Origin of the sequence: Bacillus sp. FSL K6-0138 (assembly GCF_037982765.1) — a bacterium.
Classification (GTDB): domain Bacteria; phylum Bacillota; class Bacilli; order Bacillales; family Bacillaceae; genus Bacillus; species Bacillus glycinifermentans.
Window position 1 is genome coordinate 1,804,637 of the sequence record NZ_CP150286.1, and the last position, 24,838, is coordinate 1,829,474.

At 45.1% G+C, this 24,838-nt stretch carries 30 protein-coding genes, 1 tRNA gene and 1 riboswitch; of the genes, 20 read left to right on the forward strand and 11 right to left on the reverse strand.

Annotated features, from left to right (window positions below):
- Positions 1–23: 23 nt before the first annotated feature.
- A tRNA-Gln gene (locus MHB78_RS09700) sits at positions 24–95 on the reverse strand.
- A 77-nt stretch (positions 96–172) separates the two neighbouring features.
- Here MHB78_RS09700 and MHB78_RS09705 point away from each other — a divergent pair.
- The 9 genes from MHB78_RS09705 to MHB78_RS09745 all read left to right on the forward strand — a co-directional run bounded on the left by MHB78_RS09705 (position 173) and on the right by MHB78_RS09745 (position 5,383).
- Complete coding sequence (locus tag MHB78_RS09705) at positions 173–1,012, forward strand: STAS domain-containing protein (RefSeq protein ID WP_046129975.1); 840 nt, start codon at positions 173–175, stop codon at positions 1,010–1,012.
- 156 nt (positions 1,013–1,168) lie between these two features.
- Positions 1,169–2,236: a competence type IV pilus ATPase ComGA gene (comGA, locus tag MHB78_RS09710; protein WP_046129974.1), complete on the forward strand. Its 1,068-nt coding sequence runs from the start codon at positions 1,169–1,171 to the stop codon at positions 2,234–2,236.
- Complete coding sequence (gene comGB / locus MHB78_RS09715; RefSeq protein ID WP_046129973.1) at positions 2,223–3,260, forward strand: competence type IV pilus assembly protein ComGB; 1,038 nt, start codon at positions 2,223–2,225, stop codon at positions 3,258–3,260. The genes comGA and comGB overlap by 14 nt, the downstream gene beginning before the upstream one ends.
- A 14-nt stretch (positions 3,261–3,274) precedes the next feature.
- A complete protein-coding gene (gene comGC, locus MHB78_RS09720; RefSeq protein ID WP_046129972.1) occupies positions 3,275–3,568 on the forward strand; it encodes a competence type IV pilus major pilin ComGC in 294 nt (97 codons plus the stop codon).
- Positions 3,568–4,011: a competence type IV pilus minor pilin ComGD gene (gene comGD, locus MHB78_RS09725; protein ID WP_046129971.1), complete on the forward strand. Its 444-nt coding sequence runs from the start codon at positions 3,568–3,570 to the stop codon at positions 4,009–4,011. The genes comGC and comGD overlap by 1 nt, the downstream gene beginning before the upstream one ends.
- A complete protein-coding gene (comGE, locus tag MHB78_RS09730) occupies positions 3,995–4,342 on the forward strand; it encodes a competence type IV pilus minor pilin ComGE (protein ID WP_046129970.1) in 348 nt (115 codons plus the stop codon). The genes comGD and comGE overlap by 17 nt, the downstream gene beginning before the upstream one ends.
- Complete coding sequence (gene comGF / locus MHB78_RS09735) at positions 4,257–4,742, forward strand: competence type IV pilus minor pilin ComGF (protein ID WP_082094061.1); 486 nt, start codon at positions 4,257–4,259, stop codon at positions 4,740–4,742. The genes comGE and comGF overlap by 86 nt, the downstream gene beginning before the upstream one ends.
- A gap of 11 nt (positions 4,743–4,753) precedes the next feature.
- Positions 4,754–5,119 (forward strand): competence type IV pilus minor pilin ComGG, encoded by a 366-nt coding sequence (comGG, locus tag MHB78_RS09740; RefSeq protein ID WP_046129969.1) that lies wholly within the window; start codon positions 4,754–4,756, stop codon positions 5,117–5,119.
- 81 nt (positions 5,120–5,200) lie between these two features.
- Positions 5,201–5,383 carry a YqzE family protein gene (locus MHB78_RS09745; RefSeq protein ID WP_046129968.1) on the forward strand — a complete coding sequence of 61 codons (183 nt, stop codon included), beginning with the start codon at positions 5,201–5,203 and terminating at the stop codon, positions 5,381–5,383.
- Between the two features lie 84 nt (positions 5,384–5,467).
- On the opposite strand, the gene MHB78_RS09750 is transcribed toward MHB78_RS09745, so the two are convergent.
- The gene (locus MHB78_RS09750; protein ID WP_046129967.1) at positions 5,468–5,791 is read right to left on the reverse strand and encodes a DUF3889 domain-containing protein; all 324 of its coding nucleotides are present in this window, start codon (positions 5,789–5,791) and stop codon (positions 5,468–5,470) included.
- A 262-nt stretch (positions 5,792–6,053) separates the two neighbouring features.
- Here MHB78_RS09750 and tapA point away from each other — a divergent pair, with 262 nt between their 5' ends.
- The 3 genes from tapA (at position 6,054) to MHB78_RS09765 (ending at position 8,220) form a co-directional block, all read left to right on the forward strand.
- Positions 6,054–6,779 (forward strand): amyloid fiber anchoring/assembly protein TapA, encoded by a 726-nt coding sequence (tapA, locus tag MHB78_RS09755; RefSeq protein WP_046129966.1) that lies wholly within the window; start codon positions 6,054–6,056, stop codon positions 6,777–6,779.
- Entirely contained in the window at positions 6,776–7,357 is a 582-nt protein-coding gene (locus MHB78_RS09760) for a signal peptidase I (RefSeq protein WP_046129965.1), read from the forward strand. The genes tapA and MHB78_RS09760 overlap by 4 nt, the downstream gene beginning before the upstream one ends.
- 68 nt (positions 7,358–7,425) lie before the next feature.
- Complete coding sequence (locus MHB78_RS09765) at positions 7,426–8,220, forward strand: TasA family protein (protein WP_046129964.1); 795 nt, start codon at positions 7,426–7,428, stop codon at positions 8,218–8,220.
- A gap of 103 nt (positions 8,221–8,323) precedes the next feature.
- Here MHB78_RS09765 and sinR read toward each other — a convergent pair whose 3' ends face one another.
- The 4 genes from sinR to MHB78_RS09785 all read right to left on the reverse strand — a co-directional run bounded on the left by sinR (position 8,324) and on the right by MHB78_RS09785 (position 11,520).
- The gene (gene sinR, locus MHB78_RS09770) at positions 8,324–8,659 is read right to left on the reverse strand and encodes a transcriptional regulator SinR (protein ID WP_096891855.1); all 336 of its coding nucleotides are present in this window, start codon (positions 8,657–8,659) and stop codon (positions 8,324–8,326) included.
- A 33-nt stretch (positions 8,660–8,692) separates the two neighbouring features.
- On the reverse strand, positions 8,693–8,869 hold the full coding sequence (locus MHB78_RS09775) for an anti-repressor SinI family protein (protein WP_046129962.1): 177 nt from the start codon (positions 8,867–8,869) through the stop codon (positions 8,693–8,695).
- Between the two features lie 185 nt (positions 8,870–9,054).
- Complete coding sequence (locus MHB78_RS09780) at positions 9,055–9,849, reverse strand: YqhG family protein (protein ID WP_046129961.1); 795 nt, start codon at positions 9,847–9,849, stop codon at positions 9,055–9,057.
- 3 nt (positions 9,850–9,852) lie between these two features.
- A complete protein-coding gene (locus MHB78_RS09785) occupies positions 9,853–11,520 on the reverse strand; it encodes an SNF2-related protein (protein ID WP_046129960.1) in 1,668 nt (555 codons plus the stop codon).
- 242 nt (positions 11,521–11,762) lie between these two features.
- Positions 11,763–11,867: riboswitch (glycine riboswitch) on the forward strand.
- A 232-nt stretch (positions 11,868–12,099) separates the two neighbouring features.
- Between MHB78_RS09785 and gcvT the strand changes: the two genes are divergently transcribed.
- From gcvT to gcvPB, 3 genes are read left to right on the forward strand one after another with little or no spacing between them, the layout of a single operon-like run.
- Positions 12,100–13,194 (forward strand): glycine cleavage system aminomethyltransferase GcvT, encoded by a 1,095-nt coding sequence (gcvT, locus tag MHB78_RS09790; RefSeq protein WP_046129959.1) that lies wholly within the window; start codon positions 12,100–12,102, stop codon positions 13,192–13,194.
- Between the two features lie 31 nt (positions 13,195–13,225).
- The gene (gene gcvPA / locus MHB78_RS09795) at positions 13,226–14,572 is read left to right on the forward strand and encodes an aminomethyl-transferring glycine dehydrogenase subunit GcvPA (protein WP_046129958.1); all 1,347 of its coding nucleotides are present in this window, start codon (positions 13,226–13,228) and stop codon (positions 14,570–14,572) included.
- Complete coding sequence (gcvPB, locus tag MHB78_RS09800; protein ID WP_046129957.1) at positions 14,565–16,025, forward strand: aminomethyl-transferring glycine dehydrogenase subunit GcvPB; 1,461 nt, start codon at positions 14,565–14,567, stop codon at positions 16,023–16,025. Before gcvPA ends, gcvPB begins: the two co-directional genes overlap by 8 nt.
- A gap of 67 nt (positions 16,026–16,092) precedes the next feature.
- Here the strand turns inward: gcvPB and MHB78_RS09805 are convergent.
- A protein-coding gene (locus MHB78_RS09805) for an IS3 family transposase (protein WP_231947364.1) occupies positions 16,093–17,648 on the reverse strand; the annotation gives its coding sequence in 2 pieces (ribosomal slippage) (positions 16,093–16,991 and positions 16,991–17,648; 1,557 coding nt in all).
- Between the two features lie 120 nt (positions 17,649–17,768).
- Positions 17,769–18,101 carry a rhodanese-like domain-containing protein gene (locus MHB78_RS09810; RefSeq protein WP_046133029.1) on the reverse strand — a complete coding sequence of 111 codons (333 nt, stop codon included), beginning with the start codon at positions 18,099–18,101 and terminating at the stop codon, positions 17,769–17,771.
- Between the two features lie 234 nt (positions 18,102–18,335).
- On the opposite strand from MHB78_RS09810, the gene MHB78_RS09815 reads away from it, so the two are divergent.
- Both MHB78_RS09815 and mntR read left to right on the forward strand, forming a co-directional pair.
- The gene (locus MHB78_RS09815) at positions 18,336–19,172 is read left to right on the forward strand and encodes a biotin/lipoate A/B protein ligase family protein (RefSeq protein WP_046133027.1); all 837 of its coding nucleotides are present in this window, start codon (positions 18,336–18,338) and stop codon (positions 19,170–19,172) included.
- Positions 19,173–19,266: 94 nt separating this feature from the next.
- Complete coding sequence (gene mntR, locus MHB78_RS09820; RefSeq protein WP_046133028.1) at positions 19,267–19,695, forward strand: transcriptional regulator MntR; 429 nt, start codon at positions 19,267–19,269, stop codon at positions 19,693–19,695.
- Between the two features lie 52 nt (positions 19,696–19,747).
- Here mntR and MHB78_RS09825 read toward each other — a convergent pair.
- A protein-coding gene (locus MHB78_RS09825) for an IS3 family transposase (protein WP_099047013.1) occupies positions 19,748–21,108 on the reverse strand; the annotation gives its coding sequence in 2 pieces (ribosomal slippage) (positions 19,748–20,637 and positions 20,637–21,108; 1,362 coding nt in all).
- A gap of 140 nt (positions 21,109–21,248) precedes the next feature.
- Here MHB78_RS09825 and MHB78_RS09830 point away from each other — a divergent pair.
- Entirely contained in the window at positions 21,249–22,124 is an 876-nt protein-coding gene (locus MHB78_RS09830) for a patatin-like phospholipase family protein (RefSeq protein ID WP_046131895.1), read from the forward strand.
- Here the strand turns inward: MHB78_RS09830 and MHB78_RS09835 are convergent.
- Both MHB78_RS09835 and MHB78_RS09840 read right to left on the reverse strand, forming a co-directional pair.
- Entirely contained in the window at positions 22,121–22,507 is a 387-nt protein-coding gene (locus MHB78_RS09835) for an SA1362 family protein (RefSeq protein ID WP_046131894.1), read from the reverse strand. The genes MHB78_RS09830 and MHB78_RS09835 overlap by 4 nt on opposite strands.
- A gap of 45 nt (positions 22,508–22,552) precedes the next feature.
- Complete coding sequence (locus MHB78_RS09840) at positions 22,553–23,497, reverse strand: DUF1385 domain-containing protein (RefSeq protein WP_046131893.1); 945 nt, start codon at positions 23,495–23,497, stop codon at positions 22,553–22,555.
- Positions 23,498–23,745: 248 nt separating this feature from the next.
- Between MHB78_RS09840 and MHB78_RS09845 the strand changes: the two genes are divergently transcribed.
- Both MHB78_RS09845 and aroQ read left to right on the forward strand, forming a co-directional pair.
- Positions 23,746–24,282 (forward strand): YqhR family membrane protein, encoded by a 537-nt coding sequence (locus tag MHB78_RS09845; RefSeq protein ID WP_046131892.1) that lies wholly within the window; start codon positions 23,746–23,748, stop codon positions 24,280–24,282.
- Between the two features lie 103 nt (positions 24,283–24,385).
- Positions 24,386–24,817 (forward strand): type II 3-dehydroquinate dehydratase, encoded by a 432-nt coding sequence (aroQ, locus tag MHB78_RS09850; protein WP_046131891.1) that lies wholly within the window; start codon positions 24,386–24,388, stop codon positions 24,815–24,817.
- Positions 24,818–24,838: the final 21 nt, after the last annotated feature.

Consider the following 24,838-nt stretch of genomic DNA (forward strand, 5'->3'; position numbering starts at 1 on the left):
TCTTCGGTTTTTACGCTTGGAAACTGGGCTAGCTGGATTCGAACCAGCGCATCACGGAGTCAAAGTCCGTTGCCTTACCGCTTGGCTATAGCCCAATGCCGCTACAAAATTAGTGTTGGCAAAATCGCTTGTTTTATACATAAGCATTTCGTTTTTGATCAGGAGGATAGATATGAAAAACAAACATTCAGCCCTGTATCATTATTTAATCAAACGATCGGACAATATAACGAATCAATGGTTATCCAAAACGTCCGGCATCTCGTCGCCCGATAAGGCAAAGCCGTATATCCGGGCGGTTGCCCACCTATTGACAGCGCATCAGCCGGAAAAAGAATGGGAGGAAGCGCTGGATTGTGCGAGAGAAATGGCGCGGGACAGGGCAGCGAGCCAAGTTCCCATCTATGAAAGCATAAACGGAATCAACGTGTTCCGGAGAATTATTATTGATGAAATCGGGATGTTTTCTCATGAAGAAGCACCCGAAAGTTCCAAGAGCGACGTGTTGGAATGGAGCAGACGGCTCAATTTGATAATGGATGAAATCATCGGGCAATTCATGACGGAATATGATCTGTTGACGATGAGCCAATTAAAGACCCAAAATGAAATGATTCATGAATTAAGCGCCCCGGTGATCCCGATATCAAGCCATATAGGCGTTTTGCCGATCATAGGAGAAATCGATACACATAGAGCGAAGGGGATTTTGGAATCCGCTCTTGAGCGATGCGCAGGGCTCCGTTTATCGCATTTATTTATCGATATTTCCGGGGTTCCGATCATCGATACAATGGTTGTATATCAGTTGTTCAGAATACTTGACACAACGAAGCTCTTAGGAATTGAAGCGACGATCTCCGGCATTCGTCCCGAAATGGCCCAGACGGTGGTCAAACTGGGCATCGATTTTTCCAATGTCAAAACAGAGCAGAATCTCGCAAAAGCTCTTTCGAAGAAAGGGTTCCGCATCCTGGAAGAAGGCGATGGCACATATAAAAACACGGTTTGAAGAGCCGTATTGTAAGAAATATGAGCCGGAAAAAGCAATTTTCGTGTTTCATAATCTTTTTTTGTCCCACGATAACGGCATATTTCCGTTTTTTGCGGATTTGAAGCTTCCGATGCTTTTCGCTTAAACTGCGATTAGAAAGGAGGCGTAACGATTGTGTACGCGATTGAATCATTAAGCGGGAAATTGATCGAAGAGGCGTGTGCGATGAGAGCTTCTGATATTCATATCGTTCCGGGGGAAAAAGAGGCGGTTATCCGCTTTAGAATTGATGATGAACTATTTCAAAAGGGCAGACTGACGAGAATGGAGTGCTCAAGGCTCATTTCTCATTTTAAATTTCTTTCTTCAATGGATATCGGGGAGCGAAGGCAGCCGCAAAGCGGTGCTTTAACCATTAAAGTGAACAATCAGCCCGTTCACTTGAGAATGTCGACTTTGCCTACCATATACGACGAAAGCCTGGTTATTCGCGTATTGCCGCAGGCAAGCGCCCCGCCGCTCAGAAGCCTGTCTTTGTTTCCAAACGCAACGGCAAAGCTGCTGTCTTTTCTGAAACATTCCCACGGTCTGCTGATCTTCACAGGTCCAACCGGTTCGGGAAAAACGACGACCCTGTACTCGCTGATCGAGTATGCCAAACAGCATTTCAACCGCAATATTATCACGCTGGAGGACCCGGTTGAATCCAGAAGCGAGCATGTTCTTCAAGTACAGGTGAATGAAAAAGCGGGCATGACGTATTCAGCAGGTTTAAAGGCTGTTCTCCGTCATGATCCCGACATGATCATCCTTGGAGAAATCCGCGATGCCGAAACAGCCAAAATCGCCGTCAGAGCTGCGCTGACGGGACATCTTGTATTATCTAGCATGCATGCGAAAAACGCAAAAGGAGCTATATACCGGCTGCTTGAGTTTGGCATTCATATGACCGAAATTGAGCAGACGCTTGTCGCTATAAGCGCACAGCGTCTCGTCAACCTTGTTTGTCCGTTATGCGGGGAGCGGTGTTCTTTGTATTGCAGGATGTCGGGGAACGGAAGAAGAGTGAGCGTTTTTGAGCTTTTGTACGGGAAGAGTCTGAACCTGTGCATAAAAGAGGCAAAAGGCGCATACGTGAACAGCCGTTTTGAAACGCTGAGAAAATTGATTCGAAAAGGGATAGCGCTCGGCTATCTCCCGGAGGAAACTTATAACAGATGGGTGCATCATGAGACTGAATAACATAAGATGGCCCCTTCGGAAGCAGGCGGAGCTGTTTGAGAAGCTCGGCGAAATGATGATGAACGGGTATACGCTTCTCGACGCTTTGAATATGCTTGAGCTGCAATTCGACAATAAGCAAAAAGCGGACATTTCATTCGGAAGAAAAAAGCTGGCAGAAGGTTATCCCGTTTTTCAGGTTTTGAATATGATTTCGTTTCATAGGGACGCCGTCAGCATTGTTTATTTTGCCGAGCAGCACGGAAATTTGCCATTCGCTTTTAAGCAAAGCGGCGAATTGCTCAGCCGCAAAGTCGACCAGTCCGAAAAATTGAAGAAGGCTGCAAAATATCCGTCATTCCTGGTTGCAACGGTCTGTCTCATCGCCTATATTATGAAATCGGCGATTATTCCGCAGTTTTCCGCGATCTATGACTCCATGAATATCGAAACATCTTTTCTGACCTCCTTCATCTTTTTATTTTTTGACAGCCTCCCGCTGTTTTTTATGTGCATTCTCATCATTGCTGTGGTTTTGTTAACGTATTATGTTTCGATTTTCCGAAAAAAAGCCCCGGAAGAAAAAATGGCCCTCCTCGTTAAAATCCCGCTGGCAGGCAGAATCCTCAAGTTATTCAACAGCTATTTTTTATCGCTTCAGCTAAGCAATCTTTTAACATCGGGATTGTCTGTATATGACAGCTTAAAAGCGTTTGAGAGCCAGCCTTTTTTGCCGTTTTTTCACAAGGAAGCAAAGCGCATGATCGAAAGGCTGAAACAGGGGGAAGCGCTGGAACAGATGCTGGACAGGCATCCGTTTTATGAAAAGGATCTCTCCAAAGCGGTGGCTCACGGTCAATTGAACGGTCATCTCCACAGGGAGCTATATTCATACAGCCAATTTTTGATCGACCGGCTTGAAAAGAAAGCGGAAAAGTGGACAAGCATGCTTCAGCCTCTGATTTACGGATTTACCGCAGCCATGATTTTAATCCTCTATTTGTCGATGCTTTTGCCAATGTATCAAATGATGAATCAGTTATAAAGGGGGACATCCATTTGAATGAAAAGGGATTTACGCTGATAGAAATGCTGGTCGTTATGCTTGTCATCTCAATTCTGCTCTTAATTACGATCCCGAATGTGACGAAGCATAATCAAAACATTCAAAAGAAAGGCTGTGAGGGATTGATCAATATGGTTCAGGCCCAAATTACCGCGTATCAGATGGATCACGACGGGAAAACGCCAAGTCTTGGAGAGCTTGAATCAGAGGGATATATCAAGAAAAATTTGGCGTGTCCTAATGGAAAATCGATCGTGATTTCAAATGGCAAGGCACAAACACAATAATGGGAAGGGACCAAACAGGGTTTACCCTTCTAGAAAGTTTAACCGTGCTATTGATCAGCTCGATCATGCTGATTCTTTTGTTTGACAGACTGCCTTCCGCATATGACGCAAGGATCGTCAAGCATTTTGCCGAACAGCTTGAAGACGATTTGCTTTATGCTCAGCAGGCAGCGCTCGCTCAAAACAAAAAAATAAACGTGCTGTTTGATGCTGATCATTGTAAATACACCATCAAGCCTGCGGATGAGAGCTTGACTCCTTATCTTATCAGGGAATATGATCACAAAATTGCCATCAAAAAGTCGACGCTCAGACAACATTTCACATACAGCCCAAACGGGGCTCCGAGTCAAGGAGGAAAGATGTTGATTGAAGCAAACCGTGCCTCCTTTGAACTGACGATTTATTTAGGAAGCGGTAAGATCAATGTTCAAAAAAAATAGAGGCTTTATGACAATCGAAACTGTTTCTGCATTCAGTATATGGGTGATGATAGCGGCTCTAATGATTCCCGTGTACCATCAGCTTGAATTAAAAGCCGAGATGGCAAAAAAAGAAGAAGCCGGGTACCGCATATTAGATGAGAAGATCAGCAGCTACATGCTGACCGGTCGCTACAAGCCCGCTGAAACCGTGTTTTATCAGGGAGCCGCATACTTGATTGAATGGGAGGAAAAAGGAGAAGAATATGAAGTCTGCATCTCTGTTGAAAACAGGCATGACTGTCAGTATTGCCTTGCGATTCTCAAAACAAAAGGGCTTTACCCTTCTTAATGTTTTGCTTTCATTAACGGTCTACATGTTTATCGCCGGAACGGCTGCCACGATTTTTCAGCTGTTTTTATCCCCGGGTGTCAAAAAAAATGAAATTCGCCCGGAAGAATGGACGATCACAGCTGAACAAATGCAGAAAGAATGCAAAGAAGCCGTTGCCGTTAAAGTGGCAGACAACGGACAGGCGCTTGAAATGACGAATTCCTCAGGTGATGCCGTTCGTTATGAACCGTATCAGGCGCTCATTCGAAAACGAGTGAATTCTAAAGGCCATGTGCCGATGCTGCAGCATGTCAAACGCATCGCATTCCGGCTTCAAGATCACCAAGTCATCATTGAAGCAATCAGTCTTAAGGGTACACAATACCGTGCGGCATTTCCGATTTATCATTCTTTATGAAGGTGATTCATGTGAATAATTCCAGAGGCTTTATTTACCCTGCAGCGGTTTTTTTGGCGATGATCTGCATGCTTTGCGCCGCCCATTCGACAGCGGCTTTTATGACGAAGCATGCTTTTATCAAACAGACGAAAGATTTTTACATTCAGCAAAATCTTCTGCAAAATGGAATCCTTCACTCCATCAGGCACATGCAAGACGAAGAAGCTGGAGAGGAGAACAAAGCGTATGGCTCTGTGATGTATGCCATTGCTTCAGCCGGCAAGGAAACGAAGCGTGTCAGGCTAAAAGTGAAGACGGCAGCTGATTCTGAAAAGACTGCTGATTTTCAATTCCATCTAAGGAAAAAGACCATCAGTCACTGGAAAGAGCATTAGCGATCAAAACGGTTTGGTGTATAAAAAAGAGAGGGGCTGACAACACTTCATCATAAGAGGACTCTCTCATGAGGTGATTTGATGAAAACGAACGATTATGTGAAATATATGACAGAACAGCTTGTCAAATATATGGACACGCCGAAACAAGAAAGAAAAGAAATGAAAGAAAGACGCAGGGAAAGCAAACCGCCGTCCCGCATTTTTCGGTGGTTCGGCATTCTCCCGCTCGGCTGTATGATGTTTTTTAAACGTCATAAATAGCGAAGCAAAGGGCCGTTATTCCGCCCAGGTACAGACATGGTCCGGGCATACCGAAAATGAAGCCGCTTTTCAACAGAAAGCGGCTTATTTATATTCTTCGACGACTACCACTTTATTTATTTTATGGGTTGAGGGCTCATATGAAATGGTGACAAATACGCCAAATTTTCGATTTCCTTCGCTTAATGTTACATGATATTGCTCTACTGCTTCATCGGTTCGTTTTCGGTCCCATACTTTTTGAGTGAGCCGGACTTCAGCTGCAGGGTATCTTTTTTTCGCTGCCTGGACAGCTTTTTCTTCCCATTTTGTCATGCCGGTTGTTGTTTTCTCTGCCGCCTGTATATCAAGCGGTCCGGCGATTATTGGCAGTAAAAAAAAGCATGACACGATGATTTTTTTCAGCATGGGTCATCATCCTTTCTCCCCTATTTTTTTCCTCGTTCATTTGGTTTATACGGAAAAATAAGAATAAAATTCGTACTTTATAAAGAACTTCATATTTTTCAAAAAGATGAGAATTTGAGAGATTTTTTGAGGATTTAAACGATAATGTTCTGTAAAACGAACTAAATCGACCATTTCGGCAGTTTTCAATTCAATGGGTTGTTCTTTATACTCTAACTGTAAGGTTCTTTAAAACGAACGAAAAGCTGCTAGGAGGGTAGTCATGATTCGATTATCTCGAACTAGGAGATGCCGAAAAAGAAGCAAAAAGGCAGTCATCGGTTTTCAAATAATTTTGATCATTTACCTTTTGATTGGATTGGGGAGTCAGCTGAATCATTATACGAACGCATCGTTTCATGATGTGGAAACATACAGCTTGACGATGAAAGCGTCTGCAAAATTTAAGGACATAGATGATAAGGTGTGGGACGGAAGCGATTTAAAGCTTCATAAACAGACAAAAACAAAAGGAAACGCTTGTGCGCCATTGGTTTTATTTGCTGAATTTAAAAACAGCGGCAAACACATTACTTCTTCTGAATGGAAATGGGAGCTGCACAAAATCGATGGTTCTTCAAAGCCGAAAGACGGGACTGTCATCGATAAAGGTACGATTGGCAAAGAAACAAAAAGCCGTGTATACAGGATAGAGTCAAATCGCGCGACAAAGGGAGGAACTTACGTTTTTAAATTGATCAAACCTGAAGGGCATCCCGATCACAAACGGGGAAAGCCGTTTATTTGGTCAAAGGCGATGAAGCTGAACGACTGCAAGGAAAAAACGCTGAAGCCTCCAAAAAAGGCCGAGTCTCATCGTAAGTCTGAGTCAGAAAAAACGAACAAGATGGAGCGGAAAGAACAAACAAAAGATACAGATGCCAGCCAATCTGTTCGTGAGGAAAAAAATAAAGAGAAACATTCATTAGAAAGCGGGGATGAGTCATGAAAAAAATCATGAAATGGGTCAGCAATATCTTATATGTGATTATTTTCACGCTGATCATTGCGACGGTTATCGTCGTGATTTCGACAAAATCGTCCGGCGGGGAGCCCCAGCTCTTCGGGTATCAATTGAAGACGGTTTTATCGGGTTCGATGGAGCCCGAATTTAAAACGGGGTCGATTATCGCCGTTCAAAAGGTTGACAATCCCGAGGCATTGAAAAAGGGCGACATTATTACATTCATGCAAGACCAGAACACAATGGTTACTCACCGAATTATCGGTATAACAAAAAATAAATCAAATCTCATGTTTCAGACAAAAGGGGACAACAACCAAAATCCTGATTCCGATCCAGTTCTTTCGGAAAATGTTGTCGCCAAATATTCCGGAATTACGGTTCCTTATGCCGGATATCTGCTGGACTTTGCCGGCAAACCGATCGGCACGGCCATCTTATTGATCGTACCGGGCCTATTGCTAATCCTTTATGCGGTCATCACTGTCTCGGCGGCATTGCGTGAGATTGAGCAAAAAGCAAAAGCGATCGAAACTGCCGGCAAAGACCGGGTTTCAATGTAACTTTCGTTGGTCACCTGTTATTCAGGTCTCCATATATAGATTTTCTTATTATAAAAGGAGGAGTTATCATGGGTACAAAGAAAAAAATCGGATTGGGAGTTGCATCCGCTGCTCTTGGACTGGCATTAGTAGGAGGAGGAACTTGGGCTGCGTTTAACGATATCGAATCGACTCATGCTACTTATGCAGCAGGAACGCTTGACTTAAATGCAAAAGAAACGTCTGCAAGAGTGAGCCTGTCAAACTTAAAACCGGGTGATAAATTCAAAAAAGAATTTACCTTTAAAAATGACGGATCATTGGCTATTAAAGAAGTGTTAATGCAAATGGGTTTCAGCAATTTCGTTGACGGAAACGCGAAAAACGGCGGGAAAAACTCTGCCGAGGATTTCCTGAAACAGTTTAAAGTGAGCGTACTGACGGTCGGTGTTGAAGGCGGAAACGGCTATCCTAAAAACATCATCCTGGATTCCGCAAACCTCTATGACTTGTACAATATGTCTGTGAAAAAAGATAAAGCATCAATGGACAAAGTCAAAAAGCTGATCGAGCCTGGATTCCTGCATGACAACGGCAAAATCAATGTAGCGACAATCAACGGAAAGACTGCGCCTGAGTACGACGGAATTCCAAAAGATCCGTACGATTTTGACAAAGTCGAAATGGTCATTGAATTTGTCAATGACACAACAACAGACAGCAACGGCAACATGGTGCAGAACAAATATCAAGGAGATTCTGTACAGCTCGACTTCTCGTTTGAAGCTACTCAATGGAACGGCCTGACCATCGACGGAAATAAACATGCCGATGAAAAAGGTTATGTAAAAGAGAACGAAAGAGCGCACAGTGAAGATAAATAAACGAATGATGAAAAAACGGATCTGGTATGATCCGTTTTTTTATGTATACTTGATCGGCGCCGTTTTATTTTTACAATGCCAAAGGGAGTAAGATATGCGGCACTTACTCCTTTTCCTGACTCTTCTTCCATTTTTGGTAATCTAAAAATTCTCGAAATTGTTTTTTAGAAACCCCTGATGCCATCGCGTCACGAACTAGATTTTCCCATTCACTATCTAATTGACCATCGTATTCGGTTTCATCTTTTTCATCAAGCAGGGTATGAACCGAGACGTCCAGAACAGCGGAGACTTTTTCTAGAAATTGAATGGAGGGGTTTGTTTGCAAATTTCTTTCTATTGAACTTAAATAAGACTTCGCTACCCCAGCCTTTTCAGCTAGTTCAGATAGTGAGTAGCCTTTTTCTTTTCGATATTGTTTAATACGCTGGCCAATCAATGTCATCACCTTCCTTTCGATATTATAGCACATTCAGAAGGGATTTATTGAATGACTTCTTTCAATTGGTGTGGAAGCTTCGGAAGTCTTATTTCCTAAATTGAGAAATATTCTTATTTCTTCCGGACTAATGCCTTCATTGAGAGCACTTTTGATCAGCTCTTCCCACTCCTTGTCCAATTCTTCTTTCTCATGTTCCACTTTATTCATGGCATTTCCCCCCAAAATACTTCATTATGTATTTCAGTTAAACGTGTTGTGATAAACAAAGATCGATCTCTGGTCTCAACACTTTTCCAAACTTGTCCAATTTGTGTTCCAAAAGTTATTCTCCCTACATTCATTATAATGGGAGGGATCTGAATAAAAAGAAGAACGGTGTCGAATCGGAAAATTTATCCTGAAATTTTTTTCTGTAAATAAAACAATCCGCCGTTTTCAATTTTAATTTCGATTTTCGGTTCGTAAAGCGCTTGAAGGGCTTTTTTTTCAATTTCGTATTCTTCGGGCTTTTCTTCCGTCTCTTCGTAAAATTGATTCAGAAGAGAAAGGTCGTTGTTCCATCTTTTAAGAGAAGCTTCGGCCCAGTCGAGGGGTTCTGTTCTGGCCGCTTGTTCGATATAGCGCTCGAGCCGTTTGATGGCGCTTTCCGGTTTGATTAAGGGCGACACTGTATAGCAGTAGTCGGAAATGTGCGAAGAAAGCGACCTGGCTTCCATTCGTTCCTGAAAGTTTTCTGTAAGCTGCCCGCTGATTAAATGGAGGCCGAGGGACAAAAGCTTGTCTTTTTTCATGTCGGACTGGTAGGAAATCGTTACATTCAAACCGAGCCACGGCTCAAGCGGAATATGTCCCTCCGCGGAGCTGATTTTTTCATAGAGGCGGATAAATTTTCCGTTCTTTTTGACCGCCTGAAATATTTGAAACAGCCGCGGCGACCCGAAGTGAATGAATTCGCCGTCAATATCTGCGGGCGCTGCTTCTTCATTTGTGATCAGCGTAATTTTCATCGGGTTCGGCACCCCGCCCGTCTTTTCAAGCCAGTGCCAATAAAATGGCCTGTTCATGATTTGCTTATCGACTTCAGCCGTCAGCTGCACCGTTAAGTGGCCGGGGCTTTTGTCGGTGATGTCGCACCCGTTTGCGGTGAAAAAACGTTCCAAAAACCTTTGAATTTCCTCCTGTCTCATGTATTAGCCTCCGATCTGTTTATGATCATGTCCGTAGGAGATGAACGATGCCAGATTTTCCATTTTAATTTTCATTTCCTCATCTGATGACGAATAAAAGAGAATGTCGTGCAGATGCTCTTCAAAATTGCCGACCTCTATTTTTGTTAAAATATCATCCAGGTCGCCGACGACTTTTTCGAATAAATGGATTTTTTCATAGAGAAGCTTCAAAATATGCTCTTCCACCGTGTGTTTTGTCGCCATATTGTAGATATACACATCGCGCTCCTGGCCGAGCCGGTGAATCCGTCCGATTCTTTGTTCAAGACGCATCGGGTTCCACGGAAGGTCATAGTTGATGATTTTGTTGCAAAATTGCAGGTTGATCCCTTCGCCGCCCGCTTCTGTGGCGATCAGCACCTGAACCTTGCCCCTGAATAAGTCTTTCATCCAGTCTTTTTTTCCTCTTTTAAAGCCGCCCCGAAACGGTACGGAACTGATTCCGTTTTGCTGGAGGAACCATTGGAGATAAATTTGCGTCGCTCTGTACTCCGTAAAGATAATGACTTTGTCATCCAGCTCTTCAATCAGCTCAACGACTTTAAGCGCCTTTGAGTTTTGCGTGACCTCATTGACCTTGTTGATCAGCCGGTGTATCGCGGCTTCTCCGATGACGGGCGCTTCGCGGTCTTTTTTGTCAAGCATGTTTTTTAAGGTCATGTAGACCGCTTCTCTGCTTGAGCAGCATTCGCGCTCCAATGTCATAATCGAAAACATGCCTGCAGAATGGCGATGATCTTTTTTCAGGCTTGTGATCTCGTCATATAAAGCCTGTTCGGTCGGAGAAAAGGAGATCGGCACCGTTTCGACGTGGCGCTTCGTCCATGTAATGCCGGTATCCTGCCGCCTGTTTCTGATCATCACTTTATTGATGAGCGATTTCAATCGTTCATGCGCCTCTTTCGAATCGATTTGTTTTGAATAATCTTTGTTGAAATTGCTTTCATTGCCCAAATGCCCCGGTTTTAACAGGGAGACGAGATTGAAAATTTCGTCGATCTTGTTTTGGATCGGCGTCGCCGTCAGCATCAGGCAATATTTTTTCTTTAAATTGCGGACGAATTCGTAGTTTTTGGTTTTGCTGTTTTTTAGTTTGTGAGCCTCATCAATAATGACTACATCGTATTGAATCGATAATACGGTTTCCCGGTGCGGCGATCGTTTCGCCGTATCGAGAGAGGAGACGACAACGTCGCACTGCTCCCATACGTAGCTTTTTTTCTGTTCGACGGCCGGGATCAAAAATTTTTCGCGTAGCTCTTTGACCCATTGCGAGACAAGCGAAGCGGGCACGAGAATCAAAATTTTCTTTGCGAGTCCGCGAATCATGTATTCTTTTAAAATCAGGCCGGCTTCGACCGTTTTGCCGAGACCTACTTCATCGGCCAATATGGCTTTTCCGTTCATCTGTTCAACCACTTTTTGAGCGACCTCAAGCTGATGGGGAAGCGGAGTAAAGTCAGGCAGGTGATACGGCGCCTGCAGCCCTTCAAAGGTCGGTATCGCCAGCCTTTTTTGCACCTCGCATGAAAGCTGGTAAAGCTCCCAGTTTGCCCAGGGGCCGTCCTGGTCAAGGTGTTTTGCAAACTGTTCCGGCCACTCATGGTCAAAATGAATGTCTGGTATCATCGTAACGCCGCCTTTCCTCTCACACGAAATGTTCTTTTCTTCTGAAGATCACCATTTGTAAATCGGGCTGATGTTATAATCGAATTGATAAAATACGAACATTTTAGAGAAAAAATAATGGATTGTTAATGATTTTTCCTGTTGCCCAAACGCTTTGATGATGGTAGGATATTTGTAGATCATCAGCGAAAAAATCGAAAGTCCTTATGTAGTATGTCCAGAAATGAAGCGAATATGAGCGAATGACGGCAAGGGGAGAGACCGGTAAGGAATGCCTTATGACGGCGCCGAAGGAGCAAGCTCTTGAAACAAGCGAATCTCTCAGGCAAAAGAACTCTTGCTTGACGCAACTCTGGAGAGAGTTTGCACCATTATCATGTTTAGCAAACCACCAAAGGGGACATCTTTGCTTTCGTGCAAAGTAAACTTTCAGGTGCCAGGACAGAGAACCTCCGAACTGACAAAGGGGGTTCTCTGTCCTTTTTTGTGCCGTCTATAAAGAGCTTTTAATATTGGAATCTTTCGCGTTTTCTGATGATTGGCAAACTTATGGTGATAAAAAACGAAGGGGGAAAGAGGATGCTTAAACGAACGCCTTTATTTGACCTGTATAAGGAATACGGCGGAAAGACGATTGATTTCGGCGGCTGGGAGCTGCCTGTTCAATTTTCATCGATCAAAGAAGAACATGAAGCAGTGAGGACGAAAGCCGGATTGTTTGACGTCTCCCACATGGGGGAGGTCGAGGTCACGGGAGCCGGCAGCCTTCCGTTTTTGCAGAAGCTTTTAACAAACGATGTCGCCGCATTGAAAGAAGGCGGCGCCCAGTATACGGCGATGTGCGATGAAAACGGCGGGACGATCGACGACCTCCTTGTTTATCAAAAGGGAAGCGGCCGCTATTTGTTGGTCATTAATGCAGCTAACATTACGAAGGATATCGATTGGCTGAATCGGCACGCCGAAGGGGATGTCAAGATTCAAAACGTGTCTGGCGAGATCTCTCTGCTCGCCCTTCAGGGACCGAAAGCAGCACAGATTTTAAAGCAGGTGACAGATCTTGATCTCAATGCTCTAAAGCCGTTTACATTCCGCGATGAAGCCCCGGTAGGAAATGTACGGGCGCTTGTGTCAAGAACGGGGTATACCGGAGAGGACGGCTTTGAAATCTACTGCAGGAATGAAGATGCACCATACATTTGGAAGCTTCTTTTGGAAACAGGCAAGGATGACGGTCTCATTCCGTGCGGACTCGGCGCAAGGGACACGCTCCGCTTTGAAGCAAAACTGCCGTTATACGGGCAGGAGCTTACAAAAGAGATAACGCCGATTGAAGCGGGGATCGGTTTCGCCGTGAAAACGAATAAAGAGGCCGATTTCATCGGAAAGTCAGTATTGGCAAGGCAAAAAGAACACGGGGCTGCCAGAAAGCTCGCCGGTCTTGAAATGATCGATAAAGGGATTCCGCGGCACGGGTATGCCGTTTTTCACCAAGGCGAGCGAGTCGGCGAAGTGACGACCGGAACGCAGTCGCCCACTTTGAAAAAAAACGTCGGCCTTGCCTTGCTGAAAAAAGAAGCAGCCGAAATCGGCACCATTGTCGAGGTTGAAATCAGGAAGAAACGGCTGAAAGCGAAAGTTGTAAAAACCCCATTTTATAAACGGCAGTCATAAGTTTGCCACGATCATGAAAGGAGACGAAAAGATGAAGCACCGCTACCTTCCTGCGACAGAACAGGATAAACAAGAGATGCTTGAGGCGATCGGAGTCGAAAAGATCGACGACTTATTCTCCGATATTCCCGAGAGCGTTCGATTTAAAGGCGAATACCAAATCAAAAAAGCAAAGTCAGAGACGGAGCTTACGAAAGAGCTGACAAAGCTCGCGGCAAAAAATAAGGACACGGCATCATATGCCTCGTTTTTGGGAGCGGGGGTCTATGACCATTACCAGCCTGTCATTGTCGACCATGTCATTTCAAGATCTGAATTTTATACGGCTTATACCCCGTATCAGCCGGAAATTTCGCAAGGGGAGCTTCAGGCGATTTTTGAGTTCCAGACGATGATTTGCGAATTGACGGGAATGGACATCAGCAATTCATCGATGTATGACGGAGGGACCGCCTTGGCGGAAGCTGCGATGCTTGCATCAGGGCATACGAAAAAGAAAAAAATCGTCGTCTCTGAAACGGTTCATCCCGAATCGCGCGAGGTGCTGAAAACGTATGCGAAAGGGCAGTACATCGAAGTCGTTGAAGTGCCTGCAGGTAAAGGGACGACAGACCTCGAAGCGCTTGATGCCGCAGTGTGTGACGAGACGGCAGCCGTGATCGTCCAGTATCCGAACTTTTTCGGACAGATCGAACCGCTGGACAAAATCGAGCCGATCGCACATAAAGGAAAAAGCATGTTCATCGTTTCCGCCAATCCGCTGGCGCTCGGTATTTTAACGCCGCCTGGAGTGTTCGGGGCGGACATCGTCGTCGGAGACGCCCAGCCGTTCGGAATACCGGCTGCGTTCGGCGGACCGCACTGCGGATATTTCGCCGCGACGAAAAAGTTGATGCGGAAGGTTCCGGGGCGCCTTGTCGGACAGACGGAAGACGAAAACGGCAAGCGCGGCTTCGTCTTAACGCTGCAGGCCAGGGAACAGCATATCAGACGGGATAAAGCGACCTCGAACATTTGCTCAAATCAGGCGCTCAATGCGCTTGCTGCTTCTGTTGCAATGACAGCCCTCGGCAAAAAAGGCGTTAAGGATATCGCCTGGCAGAACGTGCAGAAAGCGGCCTATGCAAAAGAAGCCGCCAAACGGGCAGGCCTTGAAGTCGCATTTGACGGGCCGATGTTTAACGAATTCGTCGTCAAGCTGAAGGAGCCTGTCTCTTCGGTGAATGAACGCCTGCTTGGAAAGGAGATCATCGGCGGATATGACCTCGGTGCGGTATACACGGATTTAAAAAACCACATGCTGATCGCTGTTACCGAGCTCCGGACAAAAGAAGAAATCGATACACTCATCAAGGAATTGGGGGATCGCCATGCATAATCAGGATCAATCGCTTATTTTTGAAATATCGAAAGAAGGCCGGGTCGGCTACAGCCTTCCTGAGCTTGACGTCCCTGAAACAGATGTGTCGAACCTTTTCGACGAGACGTACATCAGGAAAGAGCCGGCTGAGCTTCCGGAAGTGTCTGAGCTCGATATCATGAGGCATTATACCGCTCTGTCAAAGCGAAATCACGGCGTTGATTCAGGCTTTTATCCGCTCGGTTCCTGCACGATGAAATACAATCCGAAGCTGAATGAGAAAATCGCGAGAATACCCGGCTTTGCGGCGATTCATCCGCTTCAGGACGAGCGTACGGTGCAGGGGGCGCTAGAGCTGCTTTACGATTTGAGCAAGCATTTGGAAGAGATTACAGGCATGGATGAGGTTACGCTTCAGCCGGCGGCCGGGGCACACGGAGAGTGGACCGGTCTGATGATGATCCGCGCGTTCCATGAGGCAAACGGCGATCATAAAAGAACGAAGGTGATTGTCCCGGATTCTGCGCACGGAACGAATCCTGCGTCTGCGACCGTTGCAGGCTTTGAAACGGTCACTGTTCAGTCGAATGCCGACGGGCTCGTCGATCTGGAAGATTTAAAACGGGTCGTAAGCGACGAAACGGCTGCATTAATGTTGACAAATCCGAACACGCTTGGTCTTTTTGAAGAGCATATTTTAGAAATGGCCGAAATCGTCCACCAAGCAGGAGGGAAGCTGTATTATGACGGAGCCAACCTCAATGCGGTGCTGAGCAAAGCAAGGCCCGGCGACATGGGGTTTGACGTCGTACATTTAAACCTTCATAAAACCTTTACAGGGCCGCACGGCGGCGGAGGTCCGGGCTCAGGTCCTGTCGGCGTCAAAGCCGAGCTTATCCCGTATTTGCCAAAGCCCGTTTTAGTCAAAAAAGACGGCCGCTTCACGTTTGACTATGACCGCCCGCAATCGATCGGCAGGGTCAAGCCGTATTACGGAAACTTCGGCATCAATGTGAGAGCCTATACGTATATTCGTTCGATGGGTCCTGACGGGCTGAAGGAAGTTACGGAAAACGCCGTTTTAAACGCGAACTATATGATGAGGAAGCTTGCGCCGTATTATGATCTGCCGTATGACCGCCACTGCAAGCATGAATTTGTGCTGTCAGGCAGGCGCCAGAAAAAGCTCGGCGTCAGGACGCTCGACATCGCCAAGCGCCTGCTCGATTTCGGCTTCCATCCGCCGACCATTTACTTCCCGCTTAATGTGGAAGAATGCATCATGATCGAACCGACGGAAACCGAATCGAAAGAAACGCTTGATTCGTTTATCGAGAAGATGATCCAGATCGCCAAAGAAGCGGAAGAAACCCCTGAAATTGTTCAGGAAGCCCCGCATACAACGGTTGTGAAACGAATGGATGAAACAAAAGCGGCGCGCAAGCCTGTGCTTCGCTATGAAAGAGGATAAACATAAAGAAAACCGGCGGATTTGATCTGCACCCTGTCAAGTAGACAGTGGAAATAACTAAAACACACTAGACGGCTTTAGCCCTGTATTCCACTGGGCTGAGGCCGTTTAGTTTTTCTTGTAGACGATCGTGGTTGTAAAAGTGGATATATTCATCAATTGCGCTTTGAAGTGCCTCAAATGTCTCGTACGAATTCCGTCTGTATTTCTCGCATTTTAATTTCCCCCAAAACGACTCAATGGGGCCGTTATCAATACAGCGGCCGACGCGGGACATACTCTGTGTCATATTTGCGTTTTCAATCATCCTTCTAAACTGGTGGGACGTGTATTGAAAACCTCTGTCGCTGTGAAGGAGAGGACGTGCGTTTGGGGCTGCCTCAAGCGCTTGGTTCAAGGTTTTAAACACAAGGGCGTTATTATTGGATTTCCCCAGCACATAAGACACGACCATTCCCTCATGAAGATCTAAAATGGCACTGAGGTACGCTTTCCGATGGCCGTATTTTAGCTCTGTCACATCAGTCACCCATTTTTGATTTGGTTTGTCCGCTTTAAACTCTCGATTCAGGATATTTTCGGACACATGTTGAGGCGTCGCTTTGCCGTAACGTTTTTTCTTCCGCCGAATGACACACTCCAGCTTGGCAATTTTCATCAGCCGATAGATGCGCTTATGATTGAGGCGCTCTTTAAAGCGGCGGTTCATGTTTAAGGTCATTCTGCGGTATCCGTAGATACCGCCAATTTGTTCGTGAAGTAGCGCCATTTTGGCGATAATCTTTTCATTCTGTTTTTCTCTCGCTGAAGGTACTCGGCTCCTCCATTTGTAATACCCCTGGCGCGAAACTTCGGCAATCTCACATAACATTTGGACAGAAAAGCCTTCTTTTCGATTCAGCTCTAAAATGGCGAGATATCGATCTTCGTACCGAACCTGACTTAGAACCGCCTCCTTTTGATCTCTTCCAACTTTTTTAAGAACGCATTCTCTGCGCGCAAACGCTCATTTTCCTGTTCCAGCCGTTTGTTTTCCCGTTGAATTTTTTCTTCAGGTGTCAATTCTTCTTCGGTTTTGCGTTTCCCTCGGTTGTCTTTTAAGGCCTCTTCTCCGCCTTCTTGATACTTTTTCACCCATTGATACACCTGTTGGTAGGAGACTTGATGAATCTCCATTGATCTGGCGTAGTCCTTTCCATGAGCTAGACAATCCTTCGCAATCTCAATCCGTTCTTCCAATGAAACGTTCTTCCGTTTGGTCATCAAACGATTCCTTCCTCTCCCGCTGTCTTTTAACGTTTTATGACCATTATAAAGCTCAACCCACTTCATGAGTACGGATTTACTGGAAATCTTATATTTTCTCGAGATTTCTCTTTGAGAGTAGCGTCCGGATAAGAAGTCTTTCACGGCATTGTATTTTAATTCTGCGGGATAGAACTTATGGCGCTTTGAACGTTCCAAACTCTCCACACCCGCCATATCATGCGATGTTCTCCATTCACGAATCGTTTCGGCATGAATGCCATATTTTTCTGCGATCTCCTTCACCGAATTATTGCCCTGATCACATTCTGATAGAATATTCAATTTTTCTTCTTTTGAAAACCATTTTCCAGCCATGAAAAAACTCCCCCAAGGCAAACAGATTTTTTTATTTCATCTGTCTACCTTTAGGGGAGCATATCAATTCCGCCGGTTTTTTGTATGAAAAAAGCCGCCTCGTCATGAGACAGCGTTCATTTATTTCTTTGTTTTAATTTTTCCGGTCCACTTTTTGAAGCCGCCTTTCAGGTTGTAAATTTCCTGACAGCCGTGTTTTTTGAGCATTTGAGCGGCTCGTCCGCTTCTGACGCTGTTCTGGCAGTAAAGATAGACGGGTTTGTCCGGACGGATTTCCGCTTTTCTTTGTTTAAGCTGAGAGAGCGGAATGTTTCTCGCACCGAGGATGTGGCCGCCTTCAAACTCGTTCGGCTCGCGCACGTCGATGAGCTGCGCTTTCCGGTAGCCGGCCCGGAATTCTTCTTCTGTTAAGGTTTTCATAATCCGCTGCTGATAAATGTATGAAACGACCATGTAGATGATCAGTGCGGCGCAAATGATGAGAACGATAATGCTGCTGGTAGACAATCTGATCCGACTCCTTTTTAAGATCGTCCCGCCTAAAGCGGGAAATGTTTATGGATATGTTAAGACAAATACTATTATAGTAAAGGGCGGGAAATCTGTCATCTGATTAGCCGAATTTATTTTCAATTTTCATAGGGGATGGTAGACTTAGGTGTATACCAAAGAAAAAGAGGGTAGGTTATGGAAAAGGAAACATGGCGTTTTATCGATTCGGGGCGCAAGGCTCCCGATTTTAATATGGCTCTTGATGAGGCGCTGCTTTACTGGCACAGCCAAAAGCAGATTCCGCCTACCATCCGCTTCTACGGATGGAACCCGGCGACGCTTTCGGTCGGCTATTTTCAAAATATCGAAAAGGAAATCGATCTGGAAGCCGTCAAAAAGCACGGCCTGGGCTTTGTGAGAAGGCCGACCGGCGGAAGGGGCGTCCTTCATGACGAAGAGCTTACCTACAGCGTGATCGTATCAGAAGACCATCCCGACATGCCGCAGACGGTGACGGAAGCGTACAGGGTGATTTCCGAAGGGATTCTCGAAGGTTTTAGAGAGCTTGGACTTGACGCTTATTTTGCGATTCCGCGAACGGAGAAAGAAAAGCAAAGTCTGAAAAATCCGAGATCATCCGTCTGCTTTGACGCGCCTTCCTGGTATGAGCTCGTTGTCGAGGGCAGAAAAGTCGCCGGAAGCGCCCAGACAAGGCAAAAAGGAGTCATTCTTCAACATGGCTCGATTCTCCTTGAATTGGATGAAGACAAGCTGTTTGATTTGTTCATCTATAAAAACGACCGCATCAGAGAGCGGATGCAGCGGAATTTTAAACAAAAGGCGGTCGCCATCAATCAGCTGACCTCCGAAAAGGTGACCATAGAAGAAGCGAGCAAAGCATTTAAAAAAGGATTTGAGAAAGGGCTTAACATCAATCTCGAGCCCTATGAACTGACAAAAGAAGAAATCGCCTTCGTCGAGGAGCTGGCCAGGACGAAATACGCGACAGACGAATGGAATTATAAAAGATAGGACATCGATGTAAACGTTATCTGACTGCTTGTTTTTTACAAGCACATAGTGTAAACTTGTAATGATTTGAATAGGTGTGATTTGGAGGGATTAGATGACAACACCGAGTATGGAAGATTATATAGAACAAATTTATATGCTGATAGAAGAAAAAGGATATGCAAGAGTCTCAGATATAGCAGAAGCTTTAGCCGTCCATCCCTCCTCGGTTACAAAAATGGTTCAGAAACTCGACAAAGACGAATATTTGATTTACGAAAAGTATCGCGGTCTCGTGCTGACGCCTAAAGGAAAAAAAATAGGCAAGCGTTTAGTATACAGACATGAATTGCTGGAACAGTTTTTAAGAATCATTGGTGTTGACGAAGAGAAAATTTACGATGATGTTGAAGGGATTGAACATCATTTAAGCTGGAACAGCATCGACCGGGTCGGCGACCTTGTGCAGTATTTTGAGGATGACCGCAAAAGGGTCGATGATCTGAGAAGCGTCCAAAAAAGAAATGAACAGGAAAATCAATAGAAGAAGCTGCCGCTTTATGAAGTGACCCCCAAAAGTTAGACAGCTTATTTTCTCAAGTAACATGACTGGCATGAATCCGGTATTGTACTGGGCTCATGCCTTTTAATTTTGCCTTGATCCGTTTGTGATTATAGTAATCGATATATGTTACGAGCTCTTGTTTAAAATGCTCGATGCTTTGAAATTCGTTGAAATGGATAAACTCTGATTTTAAAATACCAAAGAAACTTTCAATGACCGCGTTATCGTAACAGTTTCCCTTACGAGACATACTTTGAATAATATTTCGTTCCTTTAGGGCGTGGCGATACTGTTTCATTTGATAGTGCCAGCCCTGATCGGAGTGAATCAACAGATTTTCTTTATCTGTCAGCTGTTCAAATGATTTTTCCAACATCTCGGATACCAATGAATACGTTGGCCTGGATCCAATTGTATAAGCAATGATTTCGCCATTAAATAAATCAAGCATTGGCGATAAATAGAGCTTCTCCCCAAATAATTTAAATTCCGTGATATCTGTTACCCATTTCATCTTCGGCTTTTCCGCCTTGAAATTCCGCTCTAGCCTGTTTGGTGCCACCGTGCCGGTTTCTCCTTTATACGAACGGTATTTTTTCATCCGTACGAGACATTTCAACCCCAGTTCCTTCATGAGGCGATATATTTTTTTATGATTCATTTGATATCCCCGGTTTTTAAGCTCGTCGCGTATCCGGCGGTACCCGTAACGGCCTTTATGTTCATGATAAATCGATTGAATCAGTGTTTTTAATTTGGCATCTTTGTCTGGAAGACCGAAGGTTTTGACCCAGTAATAATACGTACTGCGCGGAATTCCAGCCAGTTTAAGCAGGGCTTTTACCGGAAATTCAGTCCTTAGTTCAAATACTACTTGGGCCTTTTCTTGTTTTGTAATTTTTCCTTGTTTTGAACTAAGGTATTCAACTTTTTTAAGTAGGCATTCTCCATTCGCAGACGTTCAATTTCAGCCTGCATGGCTTCCACTGATCCTTCTTGCGGTGTTTGTTTCTTCGTTCTTTTTTGATTTTTCTTTGTCATTGACGGCCGCCCCTTTTTCATCGGTTTTAGGGCATCGATTCCTCCGGTTTCGAACAGTTTCTGCCATTGAGCCACCGTAGAAGGTGCTTGAATATTGAAGATGGCGGCTGTTTCACGGATCGACGTCCCATTTTCGATCATATAGTGAAGTACCTTCAGTTTATCTTCTACAGAATAGGTTGTATAGAGTTTTTGAAACGCACTTTCTCCATGGTAATGGTATTTGCGAATCCATACCTGAAACACACCTGACGAAACACCGATCTCTCTGGCGATTGTTTTATGCCCTTCCCTACCCGCAAGATACCTTTTGACCGCTTGTATTTTTTCCTCAGCTGTAAATTTAGCCATAAAAAACTGCACCTCCGATTGTTAGATGGTGTCTAACAATTGGGGTGCAGTTCAACACGGCAGCTTTTTCTGATGGTCTTTTTTTTCTGTCCCCTTCCTAAAATGATGGTAAGGCCAATCTTTTAAGGGGGGGAGAACGGATGTACATCGACGGGGTTTTTTCTGGCGGAGGAATGAAAGGAATTGCGCTCGCAGGAGCATACGAAGCGCTCGAAGAACGGGGCTTCCGATTTAAAAGACTGGCCGGAACGAGCGCCGGATCGATCATCGCAGCATTTATCGCGGCCGGGTATACGAGCAAGGAGATCCGCTGCATGCTGGAGGAATTGAATGAACGCGAGCTCCTTGACCCGAGATTTGCTTTTTTGCCGTTAAAAATACTGCAATGGGCTTCGATCTATTGGCGCCTCGGTTTGTATAAAGGAGAAAAACTGGAAAACTGGGTATCCGAGAAATTAAAGGAAAAAGGAATCTCCGTGTTCGGCGACTTTGAACAAGGGAAGCTCAAACTGATCGCCTCGGATTTAACGAATGGCAAAATGCTTGTCCTGCCTGATGATCTGACCCGCTACGGCCTGAATCCCGGGCGGTTTTCCGTCGCAAGAGCGGTGCGGATGAGCTGCAGCATTCCTTATTTTTTTGAGCCTGTCAAACTGAAATCTTCTGACGGCATCAGCACGGTCGTCGACGGCGGGGTGCTGAGCAATTTTCCGATCTGGCTGTTTACCGCCGAAAAAAAACGCCCGGTTTTAGGCGTTACCTTGATGCCGAGTGAAAAAGAAAGGCCGAAGAAGGTGATCAACAATGCGTTTGAGCTGTTCGGAGCGCTTTTTGAGACGATGAAAGAAGCGCATGACGCCAGGCATATCGCTACTAAACACGAACGCAACATTATTTTCCTGCCCGTCGAAGAAGTGCTGTCGACGGAATTTGCGATTTCGGCAGAAAAAAAACTAGCTCTGATTGAGCTAGGAAAAAAACGAACAGAATTATTTTTGAAACAGTGGACGTATTAAAAGAAAGCTCTGTTTTTCTTTTTGCTCTTTTTTCCTTCGATCACCGTCAGCTGAGTCTGGCTTTTTTTCTTGACCAAGACAGGCTTGGATTTGTTGATAGACGGCACGCTTCTCAGATGATTCACCCGGCCTCTGACTGAGCGTTTTTTATGATCCTGAAAACGCTTGTTTGATTGTTTGGCTGCTTTTCTAAATGCTGCTCCTTCACCGCCCGCGTCGCGGTTTATAAGATGTCTGATGACAAAATAGACAATTGCGCCGACCGCAGCAAAAACAAACAAATATTGCAGCAAGCGGCCGGGGCTTGTGACAGCAAAATAAACGAAACCAAAAATTCCAAGCGCAATCACTAAAGCTGAGACTGGATGTACCCGTTGCTTCATAACTGTCCACCTCCCAAAAAATTAACCGATTCGTTAAAGTTTACATTACGATATAGAAGGTTCCTTCTGTTCGTCCTCTGCTTTGGTCTCCATATGAAGAAGCTCGTTAAAGCTTGCGATTGCCACTTCCACCTGATCGTCCGACGGCTCTTTTGTCGTCAAAAGCTGCAGCCAAAGGCCGGGATAGCCCAGCGCTTTCAGCACAGGTATGTTTCTCACTTTGTTCGTCAGCTGCAGCACTTCAAATGAAATGCCAAGAACGACTGGTATCAGCGCGATTCTATTTAAAATACGGACCCAGAGAGGGTCAGCAGGAACAAGCAAGTAAACAAACATGCCCACGATCACCGTAAATAGAATAAAACTGCTTCCGCATCTGTAGTGAAGCCTTGATTGACGCTGAACATTTTCCACCGTAACCGGCATGTTTTGTTCGAAACAGTTTATGACTTTATGTTCGGCTCCGTGATATTGAAAAACCCTTTTAATGAAAGGGGTGCATGATATCGCGTAAATATAGCCCAACAGCAGGATCAGCTTGAAAAAGCTTTCGACCATAATCTGCGCGACATCAGATTGGAATACAGGCCGGGTAAGCTCCGCCAAAAAGACGGGAACAAGCGTAAATACAAATTTGCTGAAGAGGAATGACAGCACCCCGACAGCGGCAAGCCCAAAAATCATCGTCAGCTTTGACTGCTTCTCCTCTTTTAATTGATCGTCCAATGCAGGGTCGCGATCATACCGTTCGCTTGAAAAATTCAAATGCTTGGTACCGTTCGCACTCGCTTCAATAATCGCGATGATCCCCCGGAGAAACGGAATTTTCTTCAGCTTTTCCAGCGTGGGATGTGATGTGCGGGGCAGCTTGAAAAATTCAATGCTCTGATCCTTCCTGCGAATCGCGGTTACATAATGGCGCCTGCCGCCGAACATCACGCCTTCGACGACGGCCTGCCCTCCGTATGCGGGCTTTTTTTGATTTGACATTTGCATCAACCTATCTGTATCAATCTATGATTACATTAACCATTTCCTTACACCTATTGTACAGGAAAAGTACTGAAACCTCTAGGTTGACGTGCCTAAAAATTTTAGAAATTAGAGAAGCGAATCGTCAAATCTAATTCAAGTATACCCGTTTTCTTGATTTTTACACTTCCGTTCAAAAAAACTTGGAAAGATACTGTTGGCACAGCTGTTTTTGGACATACTGGAAATGGAGGTGAACTGACGTCATGAGCAGTGAAGACAATGAAAAACAGCCCGAAGAACTTGAGCAGAATAAACGCGAACAACCGGCATCTTTCATCGGCAGGGTGGTTACGACAGGGTTTATCGGCGGCATTCTCTGGAGTGCGCTGGGAGAGCTTGCATACCTGTTTAAATTTTCAGAAGTCACGCCGAACATGGTTCTTCAGCCTATTGCTGTCGGCGAATGGAAAAACGGTTTTCTCGGAACGGTGATCAGCATTTTGCTGATAGGGGTGATTTCAATCGGCGCTGCCCTCCTGTACTTCGGCTGCCTGAAGCAAATCAAGGGTATGTGGCCCGGGATTTTATACGGAGCTGTTTTGTGGGGCATCGTATTCTATCTGTTTAATCCGATGTTTCCGGATGTACAGACAGTTTCCGAGCTGAAAAGGGAAACGGTTATCACGACGTTTTGCATCTACTTGCTGTACGGATTGTTTGTCGGCTATTCGATTTCGTTTGAATACAATGAATTAAATTCCGAAAAGCTTTCAAAGGCGATTGGAGAATCGAAGGAATAGTGTTGATACCTGAATCATTATGATAAAATGTTCACTGTAAGTGGACATTTTTTAACGTGAAACAAACGGTGGCTTTGTTTAATGAAAAAAAGGGGGAAGAGAGTTGCCGCACATTTTAATTTTGAACGGACCGAATTTAAACCGGCTTGGGAAGCGAGAACCTGAAATATACGGAAGAGATACGCTGACCGATTTAGAGCAAAAGCTCTTTCAATTTGCCGAAGGCGTTCAGGCTGAGCTGACGTTTTTCCAGTCAAACCATGAAGGGGATATCATCGACGCTCTTCATGAGGCTGAGGATCAGTATGACGGCGTCGTCTTAAATCCGGGCGCTTTTTCGCACTACAGCTATGCCATTAGCGATGCAGTGGCCGCCATCAGCATACCGGTGATCGAAGTTCACATTTCCAATCCCGATGCGAGGGAAGAGTTTCGGCGGCAATCGGTGATTGCACCCGTGGCTCAGGGCCGGATTACCGGACTCGGTTTTGAAGGCTACAAGCTTGCCGTCTGTTATTTTTTGAACAACAAATAACAAAAGGGGGACTCTAGAACG